The sequence below is a fragment of the Paenibacillus ihbetae genome, from assembly GCF_002741055.1.
Classification (GTDB): Bacteria; Bacillota; Bacilli; order Paenibacillales; family Paenibacillaceae; genus Paenibacillus_AQ; species Paenibacillus_AQ ihbetae.
Genome location: NZ_CP016809.1, coordinates 2,880,346 through 2,896,991 on the forward strand (window position 1 = coordinate 2,880,346; position 16,646 = coordinate 2,896,991).

The window sequence follows — 16,646 nt, forward strand, 5'->3', positions numbered from 1 at the left end:
TTATCTTCTCTCTGGGCAGTCCTGTTTTTTTAGACTTGCTCCCTTGAACTTTCATCTTTTGTTGCTTTTGGTGTATGCGTAAGACTTCATGGGGGAAGAGCCGCAGCTAAGAGAGGGCCTGTTCATTAAATAATTTTCTTCAAAAAACTATTGATACATTTTGTATACTCGTTATATAATGATTGTCGATACGGAATGTATCAATACGTTTGACAGGATGGGTTATAACGGAGGAACTCTAATGAGCGTCATTGCCGGTGTTTATCGTTTAAATGAAGATGCTGTCCAGCAAGAGGATAAAAGACTATTCATACACGCAATGGGAAAGTATCCAGCAGATCAACGTGGGGTATGGGATGGCGGCAGGATGATGCTCGCGTGTCATGCGCAGTGGATAACAGAGCAATCGGTTCATGAACAGCTTCCCTTCTATGATTCGATGAAGAGGCTTGCTATTACGGCCGATGCCATCATTGATAACCGCGAGGAGTTAATGGATGAACTGCAAGTCTCATCAGTACGAAGGGCCGATATTGCCGACAGTGAACTTCTTCTCCTTGCTTACGACAAATGGTCTGAGCGCATGACAGAGCGATTAGTCGGCGATTTTGCCTTCGCTATTTGGGATGAAAAGAGACAACTTCTATTCTGCGCAAGGGATTTCTCAGGCTCACGGACCCTCTACTATCACAAGGATGCTGAGCAATTCTCCTTCTGCACAATGACCCATCCCTTATTATCATTACCGCATGTACATAAGCAGCTTAATGAACGATGGCTGGCGGAATTCCTGGCGATCAAAGGCGTTTTTGAGCCTCCGGATGTCGCCGCAACGGTTTATAAAAATATCTACCAGTTGCCTCCGTCACACACCTTAATCGTCAGTAATAACAGGATTTTAATTTCAAAATATAGCAGTCTCTCTGAAATAGCTCCTATAAAGCTTTCCTCACCTCAGGAATATGAGGAAGGGTTCCGGGAGGTCTTTCATAAAGCCGTAACAGCGAGACTGAAGCGTACCCGGCGCCACATTGGCGCTCACCTTAGCGGAGGGCTGGACTCCGGGTCTGTCGTCAGCTTCGCGGCAAGAGCCCTTCAAGAGAGCAACCGCCAACTCCACACCTTCAGCTATGTGCCGGATGAGGGCTTTGTAGACTGGACTCCCAAGCGCAGGCTGGCCGACGAACGGCCGCTTATACAGCAGACCGTCAAATACGTAGGTAATATAGAAGACAACTATCTAAGTTTTTCGGGCAGCGACCCCTATACCGAGATTGACGATTGGCTAGATATTTTGGAGTCTCCCTATAAATTTTTTGATAACACTTTTTGGCTTAGAGGGTTTTATGAACAATCGCAACAACGTGGAATTGGCATTCTTCTGAACGGCGCACGAGGCAATTACAGCATTTCCTGGGGGCCCGCACTGGATTACTACAGCAAGCTTGTAAAAAGGTTGCAATGGTATCGGTTATCCCGGGAAATTAAACAATACAGCAAAAATGTCGGTGCAGGTCGTAAAACAATCTACTCCATTGTCGGCCGCAAGGCTTTCTCCTTCGTTGATCGTTTAAAGCCTACTCCTTCGCCCTATGAGTTTCCACAGCTGGTTCATTCTGATTTTGCGAAACGAACCGGGATTTATGAAAAGCTCAGCGACCCAAAGTTTACCGGAATCGGATCGACGGCTGACCTTCCGTCAGATCCACTGGAAGCAAGAAAGCTGCATTTCGACCGAATCAACGTATGGAGTACTACCGGTACCAGCGGGAGCAAGCTTTCAGTCCGTTACTCTGTTTGGGGCCATGACCCCACGAATGACCTACGCGTTATCCGTTTTTGTCTAGGAACTCCCATCGAGCAATTTGTGCAAGACGGCATGGACCGAGCCCTCATCCGTCGTTCGACCAAGGGCTGGCTGCCGGATGCCATTCGTCTGAACCAGCGTACCCGAGGAATACAGGCCGCCGACTCCATCCACAGAATGTCAGATAAATGGCCCGTGATTATACAAGAGGTAGAGCAATTAAGCAGGGACTCCCGTATGAATCAGCTTTTAAATATGCCTGTCATCCAGGAGGCACTGACACAAGCGAGGAATGGTCTCGATCCCAGCGAAGCCTACGGCCCTTCTATTAAAGTGTTACTTCGAAGTATTATTCTGTACCGATTTCTGCAAAAAAACTTCTGAAAGGAGGTGATATCTATGAAAAAAGAATGGAGCGTGCCTTCCCTTGAAATTCTTGATGTCAACATGACAATGGCGGGTCCTGGAAACTCAATCCCGGATGCAGTTCAACCGGATCCAGATGAGCATGTCAACTACAGCTAATCCTTGTAATCTATCATCTCCAGAAGCGAGCCCCTATGCGCCTGTTCGGGTATAAGGGCTATCTTCTTTTCTATGCCAATAAGCAATGGAGTGATCATTTTGTCCCACACGCTCAATCAAACGATGTATAAAGCCTTTGGTCTTTCCATCCAAAGTGATATTCCACTTCCGGAACTGCCGCAGGCAGAGGCAGTAGATTTGCACGGTGCTACTCATATTTCGGTTCGCTATGTTGATTTAGATATGACTTGGCCCCAGCATAGGCCAATTCCTCATAATCTCATATGTACCCCTAGCCAAATCATGTTTAAAGTTCCTGATCTCGCCGTTTTCGCCATCGAGAACGGAAACACCATTCACGTCTCTCCCGAACCAGGCGCCGATGAAGACAAAATACGCCTCTTCATCCTCGGATCCTGCATGGGTGCGCTTTTACTCCAGCGTAAAATTCTCCCCCTTCACGGAAGCGCCATTGTAGTAGACAACAAGGCTTACGCCTTTGTCGGTCATTCCGGGCACGGTAAATCGACGCTGGCCTCCGCCTTTATACAGCAAGGGTTCTGCATGTTAACCGACGATGTGATCGCAGTTACCTTAAATGAGCAGAACGTACCCATGGTTTCCCCGGCTTATCCTCAACAAAAGCTGTGGCAGGAAAGTTTGGACTCACTCGGTCTGAATGCTGGGAAATTTCGTCCGCTGTTTGAACGTGAAACGAAGTTTGCGGTGCCAGTTAGTTCTCAATTCGCAACAACAGCTCTGCCGTTAGCCGGCATTTTCGAGCTGGTCAAAACGGATTGTGAGGCTCCCGGAATTCGGCCGTTCGATAAACTGCAGCGTATTCCGCTTCTGCAGCGCCACACTTATCGTAGATCTTTTCTTGCCGACAGCGGGCTGACACAATGGCACTTCAGTATGACAGCCAAGATAGCCGGCTGCATTACCGCTTATCAGCTCTGGCGGCCGCTGAACGAACCTACCGTTCACCAGCTGATGGATATGGTGCTAGATGCCATCGAAAAAAAATAAATTTTCTTTGAATGCGGCCCATCCGGCCGTATTACTTTTCTTTTCTAAAAATAAATTAGATTTCCTGGTCTTCTTAATATTAATGATTGATGCCGATGTCTATCATATTAATTTCACTACATATGTTTACCTTAGCCACGTATTAAGATTAATTCTTATATATAAATAAAACTGCTCATTTGCGGAAAATCATTTATCTCGCTTGGTTCATTGTCAGTTAGCCTCATGTATTACAATGCTCGAATCACGCTGCCAAGTTGTCGGCAGTCCAATGACCCGAACGCAGCTAAGGCTGCCCCCTGGGTGATAGCACCCTGGAGGCAGCCCTTTATATATAAACGCGGCTTAAGGCCGCGAAATTGGATTACATGTCATCCCGGATTTGGATCCGCTTGGCGCGAGTGTTCGGCTGTTTCGGGATCTCCAGCTTCAGCACTCCGTTCTTCAACGATGCGGTGATGCCGTCCTCGTCAATATGCTGAACATGGAAGTGGCGTACGTATTCGCCGTAGCTGCGCTCTCTCCGGATGATATTTTGATCCGAATCCTCCACGTTGCTAGCTTCCTTGCGCACGGCTTTAATCGTCAGGTAAGGCTCCTCGTAGCGGATTTCAATGTCGTCTTTATGGAATCCGGGCAATTCCGCTTCAACCAGATAAGCATTCTCCGTCTCACGGATATCGGTTTTAAAGGACATCGCCGCCGAACCCTTGAACGGTGCAAAAAAGTCGTTGCTAAACACATCATTGAATGACTTCATCAGCTGGCTGATGGAGTCCTCTCTGCGTTTTCCAAAAGGAATCATATCAAACATGATGCATTCCCCTTTCTTTGACCTTGTTTGACCTTACATGTTCATTATATGCCCGTCGAAGGGTTATGACAAAGCCGAATAAACCCGATATGGACCTGAATCCGCTTGTTTTGGCTGGAAATGGCCATGTTTTAGCGTTTAATATTTGATTTTGACTATCCTTGACCTTTGACCTTTTGCTTTCTGCTGTTGAAGACTACGAACTCGCGGGAGATCTACATCAACCATACATCATCGAAAATAGGCTTCGACGAAATTGTACCCGATGAATCGACGATTACGTTACTTACGAAATAGCTTGTCATCATTCTAAGATATGTGTACTATGAGAGTGAATATTGAAATTGAAGCGGGCAGAGAATATGAGAAGCCCTTTGCATCATCAGAGCCTTTATCGATTAAAGGTTTTTTGGTGCAAAGGGCTTTTTCTTGTTATCCTCGCAGATCTGCTGTACTTTTACGAAATTCATAAGTCTTTTAAAAAAACGTCCACAGGAGTGAGTCCATGAACGTCATTGCCATGAATGAAGCTTTGTTTCACGGTGCCGTCAGTGTCGAGATCACGGAGGATGGGGCCCGGCCCTGGCGCATTCCTTACCGTGAAGCCGCATTATTTCCGCCGGACGGAATCGGCGGGGAAGCGAAGGTCCCCGCAGGCGTGCGCATTTCCTTTTGGAGTGATTCGTCCTCGATTCAAGTAAGCTTTGCTGCAACCGAGAATCCGCTAAGCTTCGATTGTTTGGTAGACGGGCAATTCCATTCGACCCGTACCGCCGAGCCGGGGGAATCCGTTGTCTCGTGGGACGCGCTGCCCGGCACGAATAAGTCGATCGAAATCTATTTATCCCCGAAGCACCCGGTCTGTGTTCAGCGCATCCTGCTCGATCAGGACTCCAGCTTCACCTATTTTCAAGATAAACGCCCCCGCTGGATCGCTTACGGGAGCTCGATCACGCAGTGCAAGGCGGCCAGCCCATCGCAAACCTGGCCGGCGCTTGTCGCGCAAAGCTCAGGGCTTCAGCTGACCTGTCTCGGCTATTCGGCCAATTGCCATCTTGAGCCTATGGTCGCAAGGATGATCCGGGATCTCCCGGCCGATATCATTTCCTTATGCCTTGGCATTAACGTGATGGGACAATCCAGCCTGAATGCGAGAACCTTTAAATCCAGCGTCATCGGGCTCATTCAAATTATCCGCGAACGACATCAGGGTACCCCTCTCCTGCTCATGTCGCCGATCTTCGCGCCGGAGCGTGAAACCGCGGACAACCCGGTCGGTCTGAATCTGGTAAAAATCCGGCAGGAGCTGCGCGAGGCCTACGAGATATTGCGGGAGCATGGCGATCGCCACCTGTTCTATGTTGAAGGTCTCGACATATTCGGGGAATCGGATCAAGAACGCTTGTCCGACAAGCTTCACCCGGATGCGGAAGGTTATACATTGATCGCACGGCGCGTGCACCGCCTTTTCCAGGATGAGCTCAAGCTCCACAGCCTTATAAGCGAAGGGAACGAGCGGATATGAGATCAAGGCTGCCCCTGCCCCATCTGTTGTTCAATAGACTGCTCGCTCTAGCGCTCGCTATGCTTCTGGTTCTTGCCGGATGCACTCCGGCTAAGGAGGCTGGAACTGCGGATCCCTCAAGCCTGCAGAACGCCAGTGCTTCAGCCGATGCATCTGCTAAGCCGCGGTCCGAATCCGCGATTGTCCACCGGACGGGTGACGTATTCGATACGAAGTCATACCAGGATCAGCTCACGGTACGATACTTTTTCCTGGATTCGGAGGAGAAATCCGGCGACTCTATTTTTCTGCAAACGCCCGACGGGCTCAACATCATGATCGACGCAGGCATTCCCGCAACAGGCTCCCAATTGGAGGAGTATATGAAACGGCTGGGTGTAACCCGAATCGATTACGCCATAAATACACATCCTCATTATGACCATATGGGCGGGTATACATCGCTGCTAAGGACGAAAGAAATCGGCGGATTTTATATGCCGAATATTGAACATACGACCGGCACATACCGCACGGTGATGGATTTGATTGAGCAGCATGATATTCCGCTCCATTATTTAGAGGACGGCGACCGTCTTCAGATCGGCGAACATGTGGAGATTGAACTGCTGAATCCGGAGAAAGGTACCTCCCCGGATAAATTCGAGGATTGGTCGACTGAGAATATCAATAATCAGTCACTCGTGATGAAGCTGCACTATGGGGACAACACCTTTTTATTTGCCGGCGACTTGTACAAGTCTGGAGAATATGATCTTGCAGAGCGGCATGCTGATCAGCTTAAAGCCGATATGGTGCATGCTCCCCACCACGGAGACAAAACGTCCTCCTCTCCGCAATTCGTTAAAGCGGCTTCGCCTGACATCGCGGTTCTAAGCGCCAATATTTTTCAAAATCTCGACATCAAACAGCGTTATGAAAAAAACGGAGCCCTCGTAGCTTCAACCGCCCTCCACGGCAATATTCTGCTCGTATCGGATGGCAAAGCCATCGAGCTCATTACGGAGAAGGAAGTTAGATAACCGTCCTTATGAAACACTCGTACAAGGCCCCGGAAAACCGGGGTTTTGTCATGTTAGGGACTTCGTTTTTAGGCCGTTTCAACCCTACGGAGCGTCGAATACGGAATTTTGCTTTCTTTCCTTCAGCCATTCGAACAACCCGGAGTCCTAACAGGATGGCACAACCCCATATGCTTGAATACCCGCTTTGCTTCCCGCACATAATAAGCATCACAACCGATTCCAGTATAAGGAGGGCCTTACATTTGAGCACGAACCAACCGGACAAGAACCTGATCAATACGGTCGAGAGACTGGATGAGACGCCCGTGAACAGCTTGGACGCCCAACAGCAGCAGCAAGCCCGGAATGATCGCCGGAAGCAAGCACTGCATGACAGCGATGGCAAATACAAGGAAAACGAGTCGAAGAACTATCATTAAGGGGTGCCCCCTTCTAACTGTTTACACTACTACCCTCTTCCAAAAACAATCACCCAAAGAAGCGGCCGATCACCGGTCGCTTTTCATATGCTCAAATGTCTACATATTTCTAGGATATGATCGGGCGGGACGTCCTCAGCATGAACATTCTTTTTATATCCCCCTTAAGTCCAACGCTCCTCCACTCTCTTCTGCTTCTAACCAACAAATCTCTTCTGCTTCTAACCAACAAATGTATGTAAAAAACTAAGTATCTCCTTTAATTTGCAAAAAGACACTGGATCTAACCGGATGCTACAATTTCTGGAGAAAGGAGGCTGCTTGTAAAGTAATGAAAGCGCTTAATATTCTTTAGGGTAGGGGGAGTACAGTGAATGAGTAAATGGATCAAACAAGGCATCTCGATTCTGATCGCGGCAGCTTTACTTCTTCCGACGGGCTGGAGAGCCCCGGATGTTCGGGCTGACGCACAGGAACCGGAAGCCACCGAAACCGTTTATCATGAAACCTTTGGGACGGGCGTAGGAAAAGCCGTGCAATCGGGCAGTGCCAGCATATCGCATGTATCCAATAAAGCGTTTGCCGGCAATGAGGACGGAGGCGCTCTGTATGTAAGCAACCGAGCCAATAACTGGGACGCGGCCGATTTCAAATACGTCGACTTGGGCTTGGAGAACGGCATAACGTATACGGTGACCGTCTCTGTATATGTAGACGCCAATGAGCCTGTGCCAACAGGCGCTCAGGCTTTTCTTCAAACGGTAGACAGCTATGGTTGGCTGGCCGGTGCGGATTTTGCCGCAGGCACCCCTGTACAGCTTAGTAAAGAATTCACCGTTAATACCGAAGTCGATTCGGCCCTCCGGGTTCAATCCAACGAGGACGGGAAGACGGTTCCCTTCTACATCGGGGATATACGGATCACCAAGAAGGCGGCTTCCGGCGGTGATGGTGAGGAAGGGCCTCCTAGGGAACCCGCTTTACCCTTCACTCCCATCGATTTTGAAGACCAAACGGCTGGCGGATTTGAAGGCAGATCCGGTAATGAAACGTTGACCGTCACCCAGGAAGCCAACCATACGCCCGGCGGCTCTTACGCTTTGAAGGTAGAAGGCCGTACAGCCACATGGCACGGGCCATCATTGCGAGTCGAGAAATACGTTGATCAAGGCAGCGAATATAAAGTCACGGCATGGATCAAATTGATCGAGCCCGCAAGCTCGCAGCTCCAGCTGTCCTCCCAAATCGGCTCCGGAAGCAGCGCGAATTATGTGGCCCTTTCCCCCAAAACGATCAGCACCAGCGACGGATGGGTCCAGTTCGAGGGAACCTATCGGTACAACAGTGTGGGGAATGAATACTTAACCATCTATGTAGAAAGCTCGAATAACGCGACGGCATCCTTTTATATCGATGACATCAGCTTCGAGAAAACAAGCGCCGGCCCCGTCGAAATCGAGAAAGACTTGATTCCCGTCAAACAAGCGTATCAAAATGATTTCCTCATCGGCAACGCCATCACAGCGGAGGATCTCGAAGGCGTGCGGCTCGAGCTGTTATCGATGCATCATAATGCGGCCACCGCCGGAAACGCGATGAAGCCGGATGCGCTGCAGCCGACAAAGGGTAATTTTACATTCACGGCCGCGGATGCCATGGTAGATAAAGTTCTGGCAGAGGGCATGCAGATGCACGGGCATGTGCTGGTATGGCACCAGCAGTCCCCGGCATGGATGAACACGGTGCAGGATGGACAAGGGAATACGATCCCTTTAAGCCGGGAGGAAGCCCTTGAGAATCTGCGCACGCATATCCGCACCGTAATGGAGCACTTCGGCGACAAAGTCATCTCTTGGGATGTCGTCAATGAGGCGATGAGCGATAATCCGCCGAATCCGTCCGATTGGGAAGCCTCGCTGCGTCAGTCCCCTTGGTATCAGGCCATCGGTCCGGATTATGTCGAGCAGGCATTTCTCGCGGCAAGGGAAGTGCTTGACGAACATCCGGAATGGGATATCAAGCTTCATTACAATGACTATAACGAAGACAATCAGAATAAAGCCCAGGCCATTTACAATATGGTGAAAGCAATCAATGACAAGTATGCGCTGGACCATCCGGGCAAGCTGCTCATCGACGGAATCGGCATGCAGGGACATTACAACATCAACACGAATCCGGAAAATGTGAAGCGCTCCCTGGAGAAATTTATCTCCTTGGGCGTGGAAATCACCATCAGCGAGCTTGACATCCAGGCCGGAAGCAACCACCAGCTCTCCGAGCAGTTAGCCAATGCACAAGGCTATTTGTATGCCCAGCTCATGAAAATTTTCAAGGAGCATGCGGCTCATATCAGCCGCGTTACCTTCTGGGGCCTTGAAGACAGCTCAAGCTGGCGGGCCGCCTCCAACCCGCTGCTGTTTGATAAGAACTTGCGGGCCAAACCGGCCTATTACGGTGTCATTGATCCTGATACATTTATTCAGGAGCACCAGCCTGATTCGAAGGATGCCAACCAGTCCACTGCCATGTATGGCACACCTGGCATAGACGGAACAGTCGACCCGATCTGGAGCCAAGCTCCCGAGATGTCGATCCATCAATACCAGACGGCCTGGCAGGGTGCGACCGGGGTGGCCAGAACGCTCTGGGATGACCACAATCTATATGTATTGATCCAGGTTAGCGACGCCCAGCTTGATAAAGCGAGCGTGAATGTGTGGGAGCAGGACTCCGTCGAAATTTTCCTGGACGAAAACAATGCCAAAACAACGTTCTATCAAGCGGATGACGGGCAGTACAGAATCAACTTTGATAATGAGACCTCATTTAATCCTCCAGCGATCGCAGAAGGCTTTATGTCCGCAACCAAAATTTCCGGAACGAACTACACGGTGGAAGCAAAGATCCCTTTCAAATCCATCAAACCTGCAAATCAGGTTAAAATAGGCTTCGACGCCCAGATCAATGACGCGAAAGACGGCGCTCGCCAAAGCGTTGCCGCGTGGAATGATACGACCGGCAACGGCTATCAGGATCCTTCCGTGTTCGGCGTCGTTACCTTAGACGGCAAACCCGCAAGTCCTGGGAACGGCGGCGGCTCTGACAATGGCAGCGGCGGCGGGGGAGGTAACAACAATGGAAGCAGCCCAAGCAGCAGCAATGGCAGCAATCCCGGCTCCGGCAATGGAAGCACCCCTCAAGCCGGAAGCATTAGGAACGAAAACGGCGTGATTACCATCAAGCCCGAAGTGAAGGTCGCTAATCGACATGCAGTAGGCACCATTGCTAGCGATGATCTCGCAAAAGCGCTTGGGCTAGCCACTCCTAACCCCAACGGCAAGAAACAAATCGTAATTGAAGTGGCCCCTCAAAATGCCGTAGATGCATATGAAGTACAGCTGCCGGGCCATAGCCTGAACGCCCATCCAGCCTTTGAGCTTGTGCTGAAAACGGACAACGCGACCCTTCATATCCCAAGCAGCGGGTTGTCGCAAGCCGCAAAAGCCGCAAAACAGGTGTCGATCCGCATAGGCACAGCTTCAACGGCTCATCTGGCTGCAGCGGACCTCGAACGGATCAGCGGCCGACCAGCCATCGATCTAAGTCTTTCGGCAGACGGGAAAGCCATAGACTGGAGTCATCCTGAGGTTCCTGTAACGGTAAAAATTCCATATACCCCAACCGCCAAAGAACTGCTTAATCCGGAGCGCCTGGTGGTTTGGTACATGGACGGCAAAGGAAAGGTTGCGGTCATTCCAAATGGCCGATATGATGCATCGGCGGGCGCGGTTGTTTTTCAAACGACCCGTTTCGGTACCTACGCTATAGCTTACGAGGCCAAGGCTTTCAAAGATTTGAAAAAGGTTCCTTGGGCCGAGCAAGCCATTCATCATCTGGCTGCGCGGGATGTCATCAAAGGGACGTCCGAGGGCCGCTTCTCTCCCGAAGCATTTATGACGAGAGGCGACTTCGTCTCACTTCTTGTCAGAGCGCTCGAGTTAAAGGGATCCGGCGGCCAAGGGACAGCGGCTCTGCAAGCAGGCTTCAGCGATGCCGAGTCTGCCGGTTTCGATCACAGCGAGCTGGACATCGCCTATGCGCTCGGAATCGTAAAAGGTTTTCAAGATCAGACCTTCCAGCCGAATGAGCCGATCTCAAGACAAGACATGATGGCGCTGACCGTGCGGGCATTATCGGCAGCCGGCAAATCCCTCGAGGGTACCGGAAGCTTGGACGGTTACCGCGATGCGGCAAGCGTCTCCGGTTATGCATTGGAAAGTGCGGCCCGACTGGTCAAGTCCGGGATTGTAAACGGCAAGAACGGCCGCATTGCACCGCACGATCCCCTCACCCGCGCCGAAGCAGCGGTAATTCTGTACCGTATTTGGAAGCTGTAGTACAGCAATAGAAAAGGACGAAAAAGCAGACGCCGGTTAAATATCGGCGTCTGCTTTTGATGATGGGGGATATTGGCCAAAGAAGCGGCTTACTACGATCAAAATTCTTCGTAAGTGCTCGGATCCTGTCCCCACAACCGTCCATCCTCGCGGCTGAAGGATGAAATGACATCCATCTCCTCCGCAGTCAGCTCGAAATCGAAAATATCGAGATTTTCCTTCTGATGCTGAAGGGAGCCCGATTTAGGAATCGGAATGGCCCCAAGCTGGGTATGCCAGCGCAAAATCACCTGCGCTCCCGTTTTTCCATGAGCCTCGGCTATTCGGACGATTTGTTCATCCTGCACGATATCATTGCCGCGTCCCAATGGGCTCCACGATTCCGTAACGATGCCATGCTCCCCATCCTTCTTCCGCTGGTACGCCTGGTCAAAGAAAGGATGAAGCTCCACCTGATTCAAACTAGGTGCTGCCCCGGTCTCTTTAATTAGACGGTCAATATGTTCGGGAAGGAAATTGCTAACCCCGATAGACCGGATGTATCCGCGTTTTTTGGCTTCAATCATCGCCTGCCAGGCTTCCACGTACACATCCTGCTTGGGATTCGGCCAGTGGATCAGATAAAGATCATAATAATCAAGATCCGCTCGGTACAGCGACTCTTCGATGGTTACGAGCGCCTCTTTGTAGGCATGGCGGCGGCCCGGCAGCTTGGAGCAAATCAACAGCTCTTCCCTGGCAACGGAGCTCCGCTTGATGGCTTTGCCGACGGCACCTTCATTTTCATAGTTAAAAGCCGTATCGATCAACCGATACCCTGCATCCATCGCGGCAGCCATGGCTTTAACGCCTTCTTCGCCTTTCAGGCTATAAGTGCCGAGTCCGATTGCGGGCACCTTCAAGCCGTCATTTAGCGTAAGCTCCGGAACATTCTGATTCATTGGAAAGCCTCCTTACATAAAGTTGGGTCCTCACTAGTCCTATTATAAACCTCATTCAGGGGACATGACCCATTCATGATTCAGCTAGCTCCTTTTTGGCGACGGTCTCTGTTATATGCCGATGTCCCGCATTTTGGCCGTTACCTTCTCGACCCTGTCGTCCAGCCTCATGCCGTTATACTTCGGAAGCGTCATTTCACTTACAATTGCTCCGTCGCGCATAAACATAATCCGTTCTGTCCGTGCCGCCACCTTGGCGTCATGGGTGACAAGCATTACCGCCGTGCCTTCGCCGTTAATTTCGGAGAAAATGTCCATAATCTCCTGCGCCGAGGCCGAGTTGAGCGCGCCCGTAGGCTCATCGCCAAAAATAATCCTCGGGTTGTTCACCAGCGCCCGGCATATTCCCGCACGCTGAAGCTGTCCCCCCGATACCTGTGTCATGTCGCGCTTCTCGAGCTCTTCAATACCTACCCTCTTCATAAGCGCTCTTGCTTTTTTCGTCAGGTCCGCAGTGTTTTTGCGGTTATCCCGTAAGGCTGGAAGAAGGATGTTATCGAGAATGTTCAGATTCTTCAGCATCGTCGGCTGTTGGAACACAAAGCCCATCTTCGTTCTTCGAACATCGGATAGCTCCTTCTCCCCCAGCTTCGATAAATCCTGGCCGTCAACGACGACTTTCCCGTCGTTAATGCCATCCGTGCCGCTCAGCGCAAACATTAGCGATGATTTCCCCGAACCTGACGGTCCCATTACCGCAACGAACTCCCCCTCGTTGATATGGACCGAGACGCCGTCAAGAACATTGCGCTTTTCATCACCCTCGCCGAAAGATTTTACGATATGATCACCGACAATCATTTTCTTCATCAGGTTGACTCCTTTAAACTATCGGATATTTTGATGTGCCCCGCGCCTGATGTGCCGATCACGGTCGCAATCAGCACCGAACCGATCATCATCAGCGGACTGAGCAAATACGCAGACAGCGGATCGACCGTAAACCGAAATGCCGATGCTCCGAAGGTGGAAATCGCAGCGCCCGCAAGTCGCTCTCCAAGCGTGTTCGCTAGAATGGTGCCGAGGACGATGCCGACAATGAGGACGATGACCGAACGAGATATATACTGCGCCTTCACGTCATTGTCCGTAAACCCGAGCGCTTTCATGACGGCAATGGCATATTTGTCTTTGGCCACAAGCATTTTCATAAACAACAGGGTGATTAAGATCATAATTGTCAGCGCAACGACCGTAGCGGTACGGGAGGCCTTGCCGACAGAGCTTATGGTTGAGCCATAGGTCTGCGCCATATACTCATCGATGTCGGACACCTTGGCATACGCGAATTTCTCCGCATATTCCGAGACCTTACGATCGGTAAGAGACGGTTCCGAAAGCTGCGCATAGATCACATACCACATAACGTCTGCCGAATGATCGGCGAACGCTGCCTTGGCGGTTTTGCCGCCGTTGGTAATATCGGAATAGATGCCGCTTACCGTCAGCTTCCTTTCCTTTCCCTCAACTACCAGCATGATGGATTCTCCGACCTTTTTGCCCAGCTCATCGGCGTTCATAGACGAAAGAGCAATTTCATCGTCTGCGGCTGGCGCTTCTCCCTCGGTGTATTCTAAGGGAAATGCGGAATGGTTACCGAGCTCAACGTTCAGCCTTTCTTCCACCCCGTCCTCCGTTCTTACTTTAAATGCTTTGGTTGCAAGCAGAGAATATTTCGAAAAAGCGTCGTCGCTTTCCATCATGTTCATAATTTCAGCGGCTTTCTCCGACATATTGTCGGTCTGCTGAATATCTATGCGCATATCGCTGTTGCCGATCCCCATGTATTGGATGAAGCCTTTGGACGAAATCGTATGGTACAGGCTCTGCGGAACGATGACGATAAATGCCGAAATGACCAGTACGGCAAGCAAGGTCGCGTAAAGCTTTTTCCTTGCCAGAACATCCTTTAGCCCGAGGAATATATTCGTGCTGAAGAGCCTGTTTCCGCTCAGGGTAAACCGTTTGGCGCCGACTGCCTTTTCCTGCGACATACCAAAGCGGATGGCTTCGGCGGCGGATATGTTCCGAAAACGTCTGAGCACATGATTTACATAAGCCATTATTCCAAGGAGCACAGCCAGGATGCCGGCGATGCCAAGCAGCCAGGCTAATGAAGAATTGCCGCCTTCCCCCATATGAAGCCGAATATTCTCGAGCAGCCTGTCTTTGAAGGCTAAGGAAAGGGCAAAACCCAGCATACCGCCTGCCGCCGCTATCGCCGCATACTTCGCAAGATACATCTTCTTGATGTCGGAGATCCGCATCCCGATTGCCTTCATGACGCCGATTTCGCGGTAATCGTCCTCGATGTTTGCAAGAAGCGTGAAGCGAATGCACATTAGCGCAATCGTCACGACCAGCACGCTAATGAGAAGAATAACCGCAATGATCATTCCATCGGAGATGGCGTTAATCATTTTGAACAGCGGGTAGGTTACGGTGGGTCCGTTCGCTTCAAGTCCCTCGGAAGCATAAGCCGCTTCGAATTCGCCTAGCTTTGACAGATCCTTTAATCGAAACTCAATCAAATACTCTACATTTCCAAGACCTCTAAGCTCCTCGAAATCTTGGGCACTGATCAGAAACCGCTTGGAGGAAGCAAGCGCGGAATTCATCTGCGAATCTCGAAGGAATCCCGCTACCGTAAACGACTTTCCGCTTACAGTCGCCTTGTCGCCAACCTGAGCGATGCCAGCCTTCATGTAGCTGATCGGAACATAGAGCTCCCCTTCGGAGACATGGATGACGTTACCGTCCAGATCGAGCAGATAATCAAATTTTTGGCTTTGCACGCTAAGCCCGTTATCCTGAACGCTATCCGTAAGCGATTGTTCCCCAAATTGAAACTTGAAATTATCTAGATTTAGAAACTCGAGGACCTGATATTCATCCACATCGGGATTCTGCTCCGCAAAATTCCGAAGGCGTTCGGAATTAACTTCGCCTGCATGCATCTGCAGAAAATGCGGCGTTCTCGCCGTGGTCATCAGTTCATTCAGCGCCCCGGACAAATGGACGAAAAGAATAGCCGCAAGGGATACAAGCATAGCTGCTGCGGCAACGAACAGCATGGTTGTGAATGTGACCCATTTGCTTTTAAGCATATCGTTGCGAATTATTTTGAAATACATAAGTCACCCCTATATTCAGGCTCATCTAGATTTGTGCCGGCAAACGGGAGCATGACGAAGAAAAGAAATCCTGAAATACCGATCAAGACGATATTTTCCCGTCCCGACCACAACGGAAGAAGCCTCCAGAACGAATTCTCCGGTCTACTCATGGCTCCCCCCTTCTCCGCCAAACATCTTCAACGTGTCCATCAGCGTTCCGCTTTCCGCGCCAAGCAGTCTTTCGACATTGGAAATAAACGCGACCATTCGTGATAACCGCTCCTCGCTCGTCATGGCAACCACATCGTCATCAAATACGGTTGTCGCGTAGATCACCACCATTTCCATACACTCATACGGAAACGGTGTATGGAACAGCCCCTCTGTAATTCCCTCACGGATGATTTCCGTCAGGATCGGGGGGACGCCATTGATAATGACCTTTTGTATTTTTTGATGCATGAGCGCATTCTGCGGCTTGTGAATATGCTCCATAATTTCCTGGCTGCTTCCGCCGCTAAGGTTCAGCGCCATCACAACGCGGGTAATCCGCTCAACGACCGGGATGCTCTTGTCCGCGGCAATTTCCCGTGCCCCTTCCAAGAGGCGGGCCGCATACCGATTGATCAGAGCGTCCATGATATCCTCCTTCGACTTGAAGTGATGATACAAGGTTCCACGCGCAATGCCGACCTTCTCGAGGAGATCATTGGTGCTCGTTCCGTCAAAGCCCTTCTGACCGAAAAGCTCATCCGCCGCGTCAAGAATTTCGTTTCTGCGTTCCTCTGCTTTTTTTACAACTCTCATGGAATCCCTCCATTGACATAGACCGACTGTCTGTCGGTTAAATGATACCATATGCTGGAAGGATGTCAAGAGGTAGTTTCCTGTCGTTGGGTTTCGTTCCATGAAGCGTCATTCTTTATCCATTTTAATCATAAGAAAAATCCACAACCGGCATGGCTGTGGATTACAGAAGAGGCGA

At 50.4% G+C, this 16,646-nt stretch carries 12 protein-coding genes; 7 read left to right on the forward strand and 5 right to left on the reverse strand.

Annotation, left to right across the window (positions count from 1 at the left end):
* The first annotated feature begins 241 nt into the window (after positions 1–241).
* The 3 genes from BBD41_RS12865 (at position 242) to BBD41_RS12870 (ending at position 3,361) form a co-directional block, all read left to right on the forward strand.
* Entirely contained in the window at positions 242–2,191 is a 1,950-nt protein-coding gene (locus BBD41_RS12865) for an asparagine synthase-related protein (protein ID WP_099477824.1), read from the forward strand.
* A 15-nt stretch (positions 2,192–2,206) separates the two neighbouring features.
* Entirely contained in the window at positions 2,207–2,332 is a 126-nt protein-coding gene (locus tag BBD41_RS29805) for a paeninodin family lasso peptide (RefSeq protein WP_157929298.1), read from the forward strand.
* 90 nt (positions 2,333–2,422) lie between these two features.
* Complete coding sequence (locus BBD41_RS12870) at positions 2,423–3,361, forward strand: phosphoenolpyruvate carboxykinase (ATP) (protein ID WP_237087105.1); 939 nt, start codon at positions 2,423–2,425, stop codon at positions 3,359–3,361.
* A 364-nt stretch (positions 3,362–3,725) separates the two neighbouring features.
* Here the strand turns inward: BBD41_RS12870 and BBD41_RS12875 are convergent, their stop codons facing one another.
* Positions 3,726–4,175 (reverse strand): Hsp20/alpha crystallin family protein, encoded by a 450-nt coding sequence (locus BBD41_RS12875; RefSeq protein WP_099477826.1) that lies wholly within the window; start codon positions 4,173–4,175, stop codon positions 3,726–3,728.
* 505 nt (positions 4,176–4,680) lie between these two features.
* On the opposite strand from BBD41_RS12875, the gene BBD41_RS12880 reads away from it, so the two are divergent.
* The 4 genes from BBD41_RS12880 to BBD41_RS12890 all read left to right on the forward strand — a co-directional run bounded on the left by BBD41_RS12880 (position 4,681) and on the right by BBD41_RS12890 (position 11,544).
* A complete protein-coding gene (locus BBD41_RS12880; protein ID WP_099477827.1) occupies positions 4,681–5,700 on the forward strand; it encodes an SGNH/GDSL hydrolase family protein in 1,020 nt (339 codons plus the stop codon).
* A complete protein-coding gene (locus BBD41_RS12885) occupies positions 5,697–6,722 on the forward strand; it encodes a ComEC/Rec2 family competence protein (RefSeq protein WP_099477828.1) in 1,026 nt (341 codons plus the stop codon). The genes BBD41_RS12880 and BBD41_RS12885 overlap by 4 nt, the downstream gene beginning before the upstream one ends.
* 245 nt (positions 6,723–6,967) lie before the next feature.
* On the forward strand, positions 6,968–7,144 hold the full coding sequence (locus tag BBD41_RS30010) for a hypothetical protein (protein WP_167392974.1): 177 nt from the start codon (positions 6,968–6,970) through the stop codon (positions 7,142–7,144).
* Positions 7,145–7,518: 374 nt separating this feature from the next.
* On the forward strand, positions 7,519–11,544 hold the full coding sequence (locus tag BBD41_RS12890) for a glycoside hydrolase family 10 protein (RefSeq protein ID WP_099477829.1): 4,026 nt from the start codon (positions 7,519–7,521) through the stop codon (positions 11,542–11,544).
* Positions 11,545–11,642: 98 nt separating this feature from the next.
* On the opposite strand, the gene BBD41_RS12895 is transcribed toward BBD41_RS12890, so the two are convergent.
* From BBD41_RS12895 to BBD41_RS12910, 4 genes are all read right to left on the reverse strand, one after another.
* Positions 11,643–12,485: an aldo/keto reductase gene (locus BBD41_RS12895; RefSeq protein ID WP_099477830.1), complete on the reverse strand. Its 843-nt coding sequence runs from the start codon at positions 12,483–12,485 to the stop codon at positions 11,643–11,645.
* Between the two features lie 111 nt (positions 12,486–12,596).
* Entirely contained in the window at positions 12,597–13,355 is a 759-nt protein-coding gene (locus BBD41_RS12900) for an ABC transporter ATP-binding protein (protein WP_099477831.1), read from the reverse strand.
* Entirely contained in the window at positions 13,355–15,679 is a 2,325-nt protein-coding gene (locus BBD41_RS12905) for an ABC transporter permease (RefSeq protein WP_099477832.1), read from the reverse strand. Before BBD41_RS12905 ends, BBD41_RS12900 begins: the two co-directional genes overlap by 1 nt.
* Before the next feature lie 144 nt (positions 15,680–15,823).
* Positions 15,824–16,468: a TetR/AcrR family transcriptional regulator gene (locus BBD41_RS12910; protein ID WP_099477833.1), complete on the reverse strand. Its 645-nt coding sequence runs from the start codon at positions 16,466–16,468 to the stop codon at positions 15,824–15,826.
* Positions 16,469–16,646: the final 178 nt, after the last annotated feature.

What these genes read in the sequence shown, in the direction of transcription:
- BBD41_RS12865 (WP_099477824.1), top strand. Translation starts at nt 242, where the DNA reads ATGAGCGTCATTGCCGGTGTTTATCGTTTAAATGAAGATGCTGTCCAG.
- BBD41_RS29805 (WP_157929298.1), top strand. Translation starts at nt 2,207, where the DNA reads ATGAAAAAAGAATGGAGCGTGCCTTCCCTTGAAATTCTTGATGTCAAC.
- BBD41_RS12875 (WP_099477826.1), bottom strand. Translation starts at nt 4,175, where the DNA reads ATGTTTGATATGATTCCTTTTGGAAAACGCAGAGAGGACTCCATCAGC.
- BBD41_RS12880 (WP_099477827.1), top strand. Translation starts at nt 4,681, where the DNA reads ATGAACGTCATTGCCATGAATGAAGCTTTGTTTCACGGTGCCGTCAGT.
- BBD41_RS12885 (WP_099477828.1), top strand. Translation starts at nt 5,697, where the DNA reads ATGAGATCAAGGCTGCCCCTGCCCCATCTGTTGTTCAATAGACTGCTC.
- BBD41_RS12890 (WP_099477829.1), top strand. Translation starts at nt 7,519, where the DNA reads ATGAGTAAATGGATCAAACAAGGCATCTCGATTCTGATCGCGGCAGCT.
- BBD41_RS12895 (WP_099477830.1), bottom strand. Translation starts at nt 12,485, where the DNA reads ATGAATCAGAATGTTCCGGAGCTTACGCTAAATGACGGCTTGAAGGTG.
- BBD41_RS12900 (WP_099477831.1), bottom strand. Translation starts at nt 13,355, where the DNA reads ATGAAGAAAATGATTGTCGGTGATCATATCGTAAAATCTTTCGGCGAG.
- BBD41_RS12905 (WP_099477832.1), bottom strand. Translation starts at nt 15,679, where the DNA reads ATGTATTTCAAAATAATTCGCAACGATATGCTTAAAAGCAAATGGGTC.
- BBD41_RS12910 (WP_099477833.1), bottom strand. Translation starts at nt 16,468, where the DNA reads ATGAGAGTTGTAAAAAAAGCAGAGGAACGCAGAAACGAAATTCTTGAC.